The 11,062-nt window shown below is 68.6% G+C and carries 10 protein-coding genes; 8 read left to right on the top strand and 2 right to left on the bottom strand.

Annotation, left to right across the window (positions count from 1 at the left end; all coding sequences use genetic code 11):
* The first annotated feature begins 1 nt into the window (after position 1).
* The 6 genes from OHS03_RS17240 to OHS03_RS17215 all read left to right on the top strand — a co-directional run bounded on the left by OHS03_RS17240 (position 2) and on the right by OHS03_RS17215 (position 7,215).
* Positions 2-2,359, top strand: a complete 2,358-nt coding sequence (locus tag OHS03_RS17240; protein ID WP_328663956.1) for a hypothetical protein — start codon at positions 2-4, stop codon at positions 2,357-2,359.
* On the top strand, positions 2,356-2,664 hold the full coding sequence (locus tag OHS03_RS17235; protein ID WP_056810706.1) for a transposase: 309 nt from the start codon (positions 2,356-2,358) through the stop codon (positions 2,662-2,664). Before OHS03_RS17240 ends, OHS03_RS17235 begins: the two co-directional genes overlap by 4 nt.
* 61 nt (positions 2,665-2,725) lie before the next feature.
* The gene (locus OHS03_RS17230; RefSeq protein WP_328663954.1) at positions 2,726-4,381 is read left to right on the top strand and encodes a peptidoglycan DD-metalloendopeptidase family protein; all 1,656 of its coding nucleotides are present in this window, start codon (positions 2,726-2,728) and stop codon (positions 4,379-4,381) included.
* Between the two features lie 59 nt (positions 4,382-4,440).
* Positions 4,441-4,944, top strand: coding sequence for a hypothetical protein (locus tag OHS03_RS17225; RefSeq protein WP_328663953.1), 504 nt, complete (start codon positions 4,441-4,443; stop codon positions 4,942-4,944).
* Between the two features lie 31 nt (positions 4,945-4,975).
* Complete coding sequence (locus tag OHS03_RS17220) at positions 4,976-6,802, top strand: type IV secretory system conjugative DNA transfer family protein (protein ID WP_062982967.1); 1,827 nt, start codon at positions 4,976-4,978, stop codon at positions 6,800-6,802.
* Positions 6,799-7,215 (top strand): DUF4913 domain-containing protein, encoded by a 417-nt coding sequence (locus OHS03_RS17215; protein ID WP_056810698.1) that lies wholly within the window; start codon positions 6,799-6,801, stop codon positions 7,213-7,215. The genes OHS03_RS17220 and OHS03_RS17215 overlap by 4 nt, the downstream gene beginning before the upstream one ends.
* 44 nt (positions 7,216-7,259) lie before the next feature.
* Here the strand turns inward: OHS03_RS17215 and OHS03_RS17210 are convergent, their stop codons facing one another.
* Both OHS03_RS17210 and OHS03_RS17205 read right to left on the bottom strand, forming a co-directional pair.
* A complete protein-coding gene (locus tag OHS03_RS17210) occupies positions 7,260-7,832 on the bottom strand; it encodes a hypothetical protein (RefSeq protein WP_056810695.1) in 573 nt (190 codons plus the stop codon).
* 240 nt (positions 7,833-8,072) lie between these two features.
* A complete protein-coding gene (locus OHS03_RS17205; RefSeq protein WP_328663951.1) occupies positions 8,073-8,969 on the bottom strand; it encodes a peptidylprolyl isomerase in 897 nt (298 codons plus the stop codon).
* Positions 8,970-9,055: 86 nt separating this feature from the next.
* On the opposite strand from OHS03_RS17205, the gene hisS reads away from it, so the two are divergent.
* Complete coding sequence (gene hisS / locus OHS03_RS17200) at positions 9,056-10,327, top strand: histidine--tRNA ligase (protein WP_056815429.1); 1,272 nt, start codon at positions 9,056-9,058, stop codon at positions 10,325-10,327.
* Between the two features lie 79 nt (positions 10,328-10,406).
* Positions 10,407-11,054 carry a hypothetical protein gene (locus OHS03_RS17195; RefSeq protein ID WP_062983481.1) on the top strand — a complete coding sequence of 216 codons (648 nt, stop codon included), beginning with the start codon at positions 10,407-10,409 and terminating at the stop codon, positions 11,052-11,054.
* Positions 11,055-11,062: the final 8 nt, after the last annotated feature.

Here is an 11,062-nt window from a genome sequence, read left to right as displayed (position 1 = left end):
TATGGGACGCGACTACGAACCCCCGGTGCGCGATCGCGACGATGTCGCGTTGCGTCCGGTCCACCGGCCGCCGCGCATCCGCGGCGAACGCGAGCCACGGCCCGCGGGGAGCGCGCCGCGCGTGAGCGACGACGTGCTCGGCCTCGACGAGCGCACCGAACGCGACGAGCGCGAGAGCTCGACGCGGGGATCACGCGTGCCCGAAGAACGTCCGCCGGGTGAGCGCAGGTCGCGTGAGGAACCGCGGGCCGACCGAGTCCGCCCGACCCGACCGCGTGGCGAGGAACCACGCAGGCCGAGGGAGGACGAGGACGGTCGTCTTCGCCCCCGTGGTGACGAGACGCGTGGTCGCGGTGACGGACCGCGCGCACCCGGCCGCGAAGGCGCGGGGGAGCGCCGCACTCGTCGCCCGCATCCCGATGCCGATCGGGCCGCGCGGGCGCGGGCCGAACGTGGGCTGCGCGACGAGGACCACGGCCCACGTCTGGAACACCAACGCCCCCAGGGCGATCCACGGCGACGGCCCAAGCAGGCCGAACCCAAGCTGACGAAGAAGAAGCCCAGGCCCGCGAAGGCGGTGCGCGCGATCCGGCCCGACGAGGCCGCCGACCGCGCGATGGGTTCGGGTCGGTCCGCGAAATCGACCAAGCCGGACCGGCGTTCGCAGTCGGGTCCGAGGCTGCTCGACGACGCCACCCGCGCCCGCTACGAGATGATCGCCCGGGAGCAGTCGGGTCTGCGGGCGGCGTGGGCGACCTTCCGGATCCACACCGACGACCTGCGTCGCAACAACGCGCACGCCCGCAGCGAGGCCGTCGTCAAGGACGGATTCGACCGCACCACCGCCGAATTGACCGACCGCGGCTACTCCGGCGCGGGCGGCGGCAAGATGAACGTCGTCGGCCGCCCGGTGGAGTATCGGGCCACCACCGCCCAGGTCGCGGGTCTGTGGCCGTGGTCGGTCGGTGCCGGCGCGCCGCTGATCGGCACCCCGCTCGGCTCGCATCTGCACACCGGCGCCCCGGTCTGCTTCGATCCGATGAACTGGTTCATGCGCGGCAGCTTCATCACCGCGCCCAGCCTGTTCGTGCTCGGCCTCAACGGTTTCGGCAAGTCCTCGCTCGTGCGCCGGATCGTGCTCGGGGGCATCGCCCAGGGCATCACCCCGCTCATCCTGGCCGACGTGAAACCCGACTACCGCAAGATGGTCGAACTCGTCGGCGGTCAGGTGATCGACCTCGGCTACGGGCACGGCAAGCTGAACCCGCTGGCGGCGGGCGTACTCGGCTCGGTCGTGCCGCGCCTGGAAGACAAACCCGCGCTGCAACGTCAGGTGCTGCAGGATCTGCGGGCCAGGCAGGTGACACTGATCGCGGGCCTGGTGGAACTGGTCCGCGGCGCCCGCGTGGCCGACTTCGAGGAAACGCTGATCGCCACCGCGCTGCGCATCCTCTACCAGCCAGGGGGCTTCACCCCCGACAAGCCGCCGATCATGGAGAACCTGCTCGAGGTGATCGTCGGCGGCGGCGCCGAGATGATGCTCGACGCGGGCGCCGACAACAGCGACGAATACCAGAACGCGATCAAGGGGCTGCGCCGTTCGCTGCGCGCGCTCACCCAGGGCCCGTTCGGCGCGATCTTCAACGGCCAGACCAGCGTTCCCATCGACACCAGCGCCGTCGCGGTGTGCATCGACGTCTCGCACATCCCCAGCGGCGACAAGAAGCTCAAGGCAGCCGTCATGTTGGCCTGCTGGGCAGACGGTTTCGCCTCCGTCGAGGCCGCGCACGTGCTGGCCGACGCCGACCTCGGCCCGCAGCGCTACTTCCAGGTGGTGATGGACGAGCTGTGGCAGGTGCTCGGTCTCGGCGACTTCATGGTCGACCGCGTCGATGAGCTGACCCGTCTGCAGCGCGGCCTGGCCACCGCGCTGATCATGATCAGCCACACCATCAAGGACCTGCAGGCGCTCGGCTCGGACGCCGCGATCGCCAAGGCGATCGGCTTCCTGGAACGCGCGCGCGCCAAGATCTTCGGCGCGTTGCCCGCCGAGGAGATCAGCAGGCTCGACTCCACGGTGCCGTTCACCTCGGCCGAGCAGGAGATGGTGACCAGTTGGTCGGCGCCGCAGGCCCTCACCGGTGAGGCGCTCAAGCCCGGCCAGCAGCGGCCCTCGCCGCCCGGCACCGGAAAGTTCTTGCTGAAGGTCGGCGAGGATCGTCGACCCGGTATCCCTTTCCACATGGAGTTCACGGTGTCGGAACGAGAAAGCGGAATCCACGACACGAATCAGCGCTTCAGCGAGTTCGGCGACAACCCACGTGGCACGCCGGACTACTCGAACGGGAGTGAGCAATGATGCCGCACCGGTCCTATCGCCGGGTCTCGCCGGAGGTCCGCAATGCCGCCGTCGCCCAGGTGGTCGCGCTGACCGACAAGCTGCGCAGCGAATCCGAGGCGTGCCGGATGGTCGCCGAACAGATCGGCGTGCACGCCAATTCGGTGCGCAACTGGGTCCGCGCGACCCAGGACCCGAGCCTGGACCGGATGGACGCCACCGCGCTACGCCGCAAAGTGGCGCTGTTGCAACAACAGCTGGCCGCCGCCGCGGAGATGAACCGCACGCTCGCCGACACGCTCAACGAGTCCCGGCGACGCACATGAACTCCGCCGCGGCGGACGTTGCCGAAGTCGGCGCCCGCCGCGGAACGCGGGGAGGCGGCCGGTGAACGTCCGCACGATCATGATGACGGCGCTCGGTTCGGTCGTCGGGTTGGTGGCGCTGGTGCTGGTGATCGTGCTGCCGTCCTCGGATGAGACCTGCGAGACCGGCGATGTGCTGGTCGGATCCTCGGTGCCGACGCTGCCCCAACTCGGCGGCGACAATCGCGCGGGCGCGACCAGTGCTGCCGCACCGACATCGAATCCGGCGGTCACCGGCACGCCGGTGTTGGCCGCGGGTGTCGGTCCGCTGCGCCGCACGTTGCCGCTCGAGATCGGGACTTTCACCGTCTCCGATGTGTTCGGTTCGCGCGGGGGCGATCACAAGGGCATCGATATGGCCGCCACCGACGGGACCACGATCTACTCGGTATCCGACGGCAGGGTCGTCGCCGCCGGTCCCGCTTCGGGTTTCGGCAACTGGATCGTCGTCGATTCCGTCGACACCAACGGCCGCGCCTACTCCGCGGTCTACGGCCATATGTGGGACGCGGGCGTCAAGGTGCGCACCGGTCAGACGGTGACCGCGGGTCAGCCGATCGGGATGGTCGGTTCGGCCGGCGAATCCAGCGGCCCGCACCTGCATTTCGAGATCGTGCCCGGCGGCCGGTTCACCGGTGGCCGTCAGATCGACCCGATGCCGTGGCTCGACGGCGCGCCCACCCCGGATGTCGGCGGCGCGCGCGCGTTTTCGAGCGATCCGAACTGTGTGCGCGGATTCGGCAGCGCCGGTGGGGCGCTGGCCGACGGGAAGGTGCCCGCCGAGCTCGAGATCTGGTATCGCCGCGCGGGAACCGTGTGCCCGGAGATCTCGTCGTCGCTGCTGGCCGCGCAGGCCAAGCAGGAGTCGGGATTCCGGCGCGGTCTCACCTCGCCCGCCGGTGCCCAGGGCCTGGCCCAGTTCCTGCCCGGCACGGCCGCGAGCATCAATCCCGAGGACGGTCAGCCCTACATCATCGATGCCGACGGCAACGGTTCGGCCAGCGTGTGGGACGACGGCGACGCGATCATCGGCCAAGCCCGCTACATGTGCTCGATCGCCCACAAGATCGCCGGGTGGATGGCCGCCGGTCGCGTCTCGGGCGACCTGGCCGCGCTCACCCTGGCCGGCTACAACGCCGGTGAGGGCGCGGTACTGGCCTCCGGGGGGATGCCCAATCAGTATGCGGCGCACTATTCCGAGACCAGGCCCTACGTCACCAACATCTTGACGATGGAGCCGCAGTATCGGGCGCCAGGCGCGCAAGGCCGATTCACCCCGGGGCAGGGGAGCGACGGCGAACAGATCGTCGAGGCCGCCCACGACTGGCTCGGCACTCCGTACGTGTGGGGTGGCGGCGGCGCGCAAGGGCCGAGCGGCGGCGGATTCGACGGGCCGGGACTGACCGCCGCGGCGGTGTTCGCCGCGTCCTCGGGCAAGGTCACGTTGCCGCGCACCGCGGAACAGCAGTGGGAGGCGGGCCGGGAGGTGCCGATCGCGAAGGCGGCGGTCGGTGATCTGGTGTTCAGCGGGTTCGGACGGCAGGGACCGACCCAGGTCGGGATCTACGCGGGCAACGGCAGGCTGATCCAGGCGGTGCCACCGACGAGCAACCGCGGTGGCGGGGGCGTCGCCGAGGTGGCGGTGCCCGGCGACGCACGGGCGAGGAGGGTGTTGTGAGGGCGCGACCAGCGATAACCTGGTGGGAGAGAACACGAATCCACACAAGTGGGGCGGTGATGCTCGTGGTTGTCCTGCTCTCGGTCCCTGCCTGCGGTGGCGACGCCGAGCCGTCGCGCCCTGAGGCCACCTCCACCACCCGGTTGCTCGAAGCCGCGGTCGACCCGGCCACTCCCGACGGGGTCGCGGTCGTCGCGCTGCGCGAGGTCTACACCTGGAACCCCGTCACCGAGCAACCGGGATCCTCGCTACAGCGCGCGCGAGAATGGCTGGGGCCCAGCATGATACGTATGTTGGACAGCTCGATCGGTGCCACCGAGACCCCGAAACCGTCGCTGCAGTGGGCGGACTGGGCGAGGGCGAAGGCACATGTGGAGGCGTTCACCTTCGCCTCGGGGGAGCCGGCGCCCGCGAGCGCCGATCCCACGGTGGCGCAGTACAAGATCGGCATCGAACAAACGGTCGTCTACCCCAACGGACGTACCGAAGCCCTACCGCCGAGCACGGTCATCGCGACCGTGGTGCAGACGCCGCAAGGCTGGCGTCTCGACGCGTTCCGCTGACCACCCACCACGTCCACACAAGGAGGCACCCGTGGCGAAGAAGAAGGTGACGGATCCGGCCGCGGTCGGACCCGACACGACGCTGATCATGATCGTGTTCGGGTTCGCGGTGCTGATCACCCTCGCGGTCGCCCTGCATCTGGGCAACGCGCTGGCGGTTGTACCGCAGTCCATTCCGATCAACCCGATCGCGGTGGTCGCCGATCTGGCGCGGGGCAAGCTGCACTGGCCACGTGCGTCGACGGTGATCGTGCTGTTGGTGATCGCGTCGGCCATCGCGTATGTGGTGATCCGCAAGCGGTTGCAGAAGCGTGCGGTCGTGGGGCGGTTGGCAATCGACGACAAAGCCGACTACATGGGCGTCGGCAGCGCGATCGGGTCGATCACCGAGGCCGGAGTCAGGGAGAAGGCGAAGGATCTCGGCGTGCGGCTCGGGACCGGCGACGCGCCCGGGGTACCGATCGGAATCGCGGTTGCCGACGGCACCCCGCTCTACGGCTCCTACGAAGACCTCCATCTCGATATCTGGGGGCCTCGACAGGGCAAGTCGACATCGCGGGTGATTCCGGCGATCCTGTCCGCGATCGGGCCGGTGCTGGCGACATCGAACAAACGCGACGTCGTCGACGCGACTCGTGACGTGCGCGAAGACAAGGGCAGCCGCACGTTCGTCTTCGACCCGCAGGGCGTCGCCGGTGAACGACCGACCTGGTTCTGGGATCCGCTGGCCTGGGTCAACTTCCGCACCGAAGGCTGCGAGATGCGGGCGGCGCGATTGGCCGGTCACTTCGCCGACGCGGAGACCGGCGGCAGTGCCGACGACGGCGACAACTTCTTCGATCCCGAGGCAGAGGACCTGCTCGCCGCGTTCTTCCTCGCCGCCGCGATCGCGGGCAAACCGATCACCCAGGTGTGGGAATGGGTGACCAACCCGCAGAACACCGAGGCGATCGAATACCTTCGCAGCGCCGAACACCACTTCACCGCGTCCGGTCTGGCCATGCAGTACAACGCCGACCAGCGCACCAGGAGTGGCATTTTCGGTACCGCCAAGAAAATGATCCGCTGCTTGCAGTTGTCGAATGTGCATCCGTGGATCACGCCGGCCGACGGTGTTCGCCCCCAGTTCGACGAGCTGGAGTTCATCGAACGCAACGGCACGCTGTACTGCCTGTCGCTCGAGGGGCGCGGATCGGCGGCACCGCTGGTCAGCGCGCTCACCGAGGCCGTCATCGATGTGGCCATGCGCAAGGCCTCGCGGTCGTCGGGCGGTCGGTTGCCGATCCCGCTGCTCGCGGTGCTCGACGAGGCCGCCAACGTGGTCCGCTGGAAGGATCTGCCCAAGCAGTACAGCCACTTCGGGTCGCGCGGCATCGTGGTGATGACCGTGTTGCAGTCGTGGGCGCAGGGCGCGCGTTGCTGGGGCGAGGCCGGAATGAGCGCGCTGTGGTCCGCGGCCAATATCAAAGTGCTCGGCAGCGGGGTCGACGACATGGCCTTCCTGCGCGACCGATCCGAGGCGATCGGCGAGTACGACTCGATCTCGTCGTCGATGTCGCAGTCGGGCAACAGCAAGAGCTACTCGCGCTCGCTGAGCTCCTCGGTGACCTTCACCCCACAGGGCCTGGCGACGCTACCGCGCGGTCGTGCCGTCGTGTTCACCTCCGGTCAGCCTGCCGTGCTGGTGCGAACGGTGCCGTGGTGGGAATCGGAATACTCCGAGGCGGTCAAGAAGTCGATCGAGCAGAACGATCCGACTCGCAAAACCCGGATAGACGACTTGTTCGGGTCACCATCGCTAGCGAAATCCAGTCCGCCGGAAGAGATCGGTGAAGTCGAGGAGGTCAAGCCGCTGTGAGCAACGATTTTTCGGATACGGACCGGCAGGAGCGGGTCTATGCCGGGGTGAGCGAGTTCGTCCGCGAATACCTGAGCCAGCTCTACCGTCGTCAGGTCACCGATATCAGCGATACGGTGTGGTGCCCGGAGTGGTGGCGCCACCCCGAGGCCGCGGTGCGGCTGGACGCGCTGTGGCAGGCGTGGGAGCACTACCGGATGAAAGGCGGCCCCGGTATCAGCGTGTGGTTCCTCGAACACGCCGATCCCCACATGATCAAGCTGTTCGACCCGCGTGGGCCGTTCAAATACTGCAGCGTGCGCAACGGGCACAAAGAGATGCTCACGTCGTTGCCGGTGGAGAAGCCGGACCTGGATCAGTGGACCGAGCCCGATAACGGGCTGTGGGACAAGGGCGCTGTTCCCGGCGCCTGAGCCGAGCACGATCTCGGCGGGGCCGCTCCCCGGCGCCGCCGAGATCAGCGTCCGCGTTCGATCCCTCGTTCGATGCCGCGCTCGAGGCCACGTGCCCGCGCGGGCATGTTCCGTGTGCCCGCGTCGCGCAGCCGGATCGCTTCCTCGGGAGAAATTCCGTGGCCCATCTCGACCAGCATTCGGACCTGGCTCAGTTCGGGGGCGACACCGGCTCGCTGCAGATGCGCCGCGATCGCCGCGCGCCGCTCGGTGGAGTCGTAGCCGACTGCCTGTCCCGCGCTGCTCGAGTGCCCGGCGGCGCTCGCGGCGAAGGGGGAGCCCGACTCCTTGTTGAGGCTGACGCCGCGTGATTCGACTCCGCGCGATTCCACCGTGCGCGAGCCCACCGACATCATCTGCACGAGTTCGATATTGCGCGGATCCTTGGCCTTGAGATCGCGCGCCTCGCGGATCTGCAACTCCCGCGCTTCCTTCATCTTGGCCTCGATCGCCTTCGCGCGAGACTCGGCGTCTTTCTGACCGTGTTCACGCGACTTGAGGGCGACCAGGGTGGCCATCTGCAGCATGATGCGCATCATGGACGCCGTTTCGCTGCCGATGTCGTCGAGTTCCGCCATGACTGCTCCCCGATGCTGCTGTGGAAGTGGACATCTGAGCCTACCGCGCGAAGGACACGATGCGATGTCCGGCGGGGCCGACCGGTGGCCCAAAAAATGCGGGTGACCGGGTCGTGGGCCGAATGAATCGTAGGGTTGCCTAGCCTCTGATGATCTTCTTCGCACGTCGGGGCCCGAAAAGCGGAAACGGACCGGACACGCGAGCGCGTCCGGTCCGTTGTGTCGCTGAGAAAGGCGGTGTCAGCCCACCTTGACAGTGTTGAACGAGATCGGGATGGCAGGCCCACCGTCCTCGGCGCCGCCCTTGACGCCGCCGCTCGCGACCTTGTCCAGGGTGGCCAAGCCCGCTTCGTCGATCGTGCCGAAAATGGTGTAGTTCGGCGGCAGCTGCGTGTCACCGAAGACCAGGAAGAACTGGCTTCCGTTGGTGCCCTTGCCCTCCGGCGAGGTACCGGCGTTTGCCATGGCGACCAGGCCGCGCTTGTAGTTCACCGGCTGCTGGAGCGCCGGGTCACCCGCGGCGAACAGGTCGGTCGGGTATTCGTTGTCGAAGCTGTAGCCGGGGCCGCCCTTACCGGTCGCCGTCGGGTCACCGCACTGCAGGATGCCGAAGCCCGGCGTCGCCACGATGCGGTGGCAGCTGGTCTTGTCGAAGTAGCCCTGCTGGGCCAGGCTCACCAGCGAGTTCACCGTGCAGGGTGCCTGTGCGCTGTTGAGCGACAACCCGATCGGGCCCTGCGTGGAATCGATCGCGACCTTGACCTCGGGACCGTCGGTGGCGACCGATGTCGTGGCCGGCGCGGTGACGGGCTTCGCGGGGGGCTCTTGGTCCACCGGGTAGCTGCAGTCGACGGTCGCGGGCTTGGCCGCGGCCGGCGGCGGACCGGGGATGTCGAGGGGGGTGTTGACGAACTGGGTCGTCGGCACCGCCGAGGACGACTCGGCGTTCGCCGACTCGCTGTCGTCGCCTCTGGTGAGGAAATACACGCCGGTCGCGGCGGCCGCGACGACTATCACACCCAGTACCGAGCCCGCGATCGTCAAGCGCTTGCGCTTCTTCTCCTGCTCGGCCCGTCGTGCCAGCTGGCGCTCCAGCTTGCGCTTGGCCGCCGCCCGTCGCTGTTCGTTACTCGGCACTACCGCGTTCCTCCCGTGTTAGTCAGGTTCGTCTAGAGGGTAACCGGTTGGACGCGGAGGGCGCCCGTGGGGAAAACTGGACCATCGTGACCAAGACCAGCAGCTTCACCGCCCCGAAGGGGGTCCCCGACTACCTGCCGCCCGGTTCGGCCGAGTTCGTCGCCGTGCGCGACGGCTTGATCCATGCCGCCCGACTGGCGGGGTACGGGCATGTCGAGCTGCCGGTATTCGAACAGACCGCCCTGTTCGCACGGGGTGTCGGCGAGTCGACCGATGTGGTCAGCAAGGAGATGTGGACCTTCGCCGACCGCAACGGCGAGAGCTTCACCCTTCGTCCCGAAGGCACCGCGGGCGTGATGCGCGCGGTGATCCAGCACGGTCTGGACAAGAGCGGTCAGCTGCCGGTGAAACTCTGCTACGCCGGTCCGTTCTTCCGGTACGAGCGCCCGCAGGCCGGTCGGTACCGGCAGTTGCAGCAGGTCGGCATCGAGGCGATCGGCATCGACGATCCCGCCCTCGACGCGGAGGTCATCGCCATCGCCGACGCCGGGTTCCGCTCACTCGGCCTGGACGGGTTCCGCCTCGAGATCACCTCGCTCGGCGACGAGACGTGCCGTCCGCAATACCGCGAACTACTGCAGGAGTTCCTCCGTGGGCTGCCACTGGACGAGGAGACCCAGCGCCGCGCCGAGATCAACCCGCTGCGCGTGCTCGACGACAAGCGTCCGGAAGTGCGAGAGCTGACCGCGAACGCGCCGTTGATGATCGACCACCTCTCGGAGTCGGCGAAGGCCCATTTCGAGCAGGTTCTCGGCCACCTGGACGCGCTCGGCGTGCCGTATGTGGTGAACCCGCGCATGGTGCGTGGCCTGGACTACTACACCAAGACCACGTTCGAATTCGTGCACGATCAGCTCGGCGCGCAGTCGGGCATCGGCGGCGGTGGGCGCTACGACGGTCTGATGGCCGAACTCGGCGGACAGCCGCTGTCGGGCATCGGGTTCGGCATCGGCGTCGACCGGACCGTGCTGGCGCTCGCGGCCGAGGGCAAGTCGGCGGCCGATCCCGCGCGCTGCCAGGTCTACGGCGTCGCGCTCGGTGACGCCGCCAAGGCGAAGCTGGTCGCGCTGGCCGGTGAGCTGCGCGCCGCCGACATCAGCGTCGACCTGGCCTATGGCGGACGCGGGATGAAGGGCGCGATGAAGGGCGCCGACCGTTCGGGGGCGAAATACACCCTCGTGCTCGGTGACCGCGATCTCGCCGAGAACACCATCGGCGTCAAGGAGATGGCGACCGGCGAGCAGCGGTCCGTCCCGCTCGACGGAGTCGTCTCGGTGCTGCGCGAGGAGCTCGGGTAGCGGGCTGCTGAGGTCGGTGGGGCGCGGTAATCTGACCGCGCCACACCGGGCGGGCCGGTGGCGGGTGGAGAGGGTCATCGTGGACGGGCAATCCGGGCAGTCGTCGGCGACGGAACCGGTGGGTATCGACCTGGTGGCGCCCGAGGTGTTCGCGCCGATGTTGCGCAGGCTCGCGCTGGCCGCGCTCGGAGTCGGCGTCGGGGCGACGCTGCTGTCGGCGGTCTGGCTGAGCTGGCCGTACGCGATCCTGATCGGACTGGCCGTCGCGGTCCCGACCATCGGCTACGTGTTCGCTTTCCAGCGTCGCCGAATGTGGTTGAGCGGCACCGTGATCCGCGCACATCGCCTGTTCGGCGAACACACCCTCGACCTCGCCGACGCCACCGGCGTGCACCTGCTGGTGTACCCAGCACGGCTCAGTCGCATCGCCTTGCGGGTCACCGCGGGCGGCGACACCCAACTGGTGCCCCTGGCGATGTATACCGATGTGGGCAGCGGACGTGAACTGCACCTACTCGGCCTGCGCAAACTCGCCGACGCGCTCGCCGCCAGCGAACTCGTCGCCGCGATCGCGATCTCGGAAGTGCTGGTGCAGCAGCTGCGCGCCGAGGCGCGCGATGCGGGTCTCGAGGAACGCCCGCTGTATCGCGCGGTGCGGTCGGTGCGCAGCAAGGACAGTGTTTCGCCGGTAGTCCTCAGCGATTCCGAGGTCGCCGCACTCGGCTGAACCTCTCG

Origin of the sequence: Nocardia salmonicida (assembly GCF_036142455.1) — a bacterium.
Lineage (GTDB): Bacteria > Actinomycetota > Actinomycetes > Mycobacteriales > Mycobacteriaceae > Nocardia > Nocardia salmonicida.
Note: the sequence above shows the minus strand (reverse complement) of the source record. Positions and strands in the feature narration are given on the sequence as shown.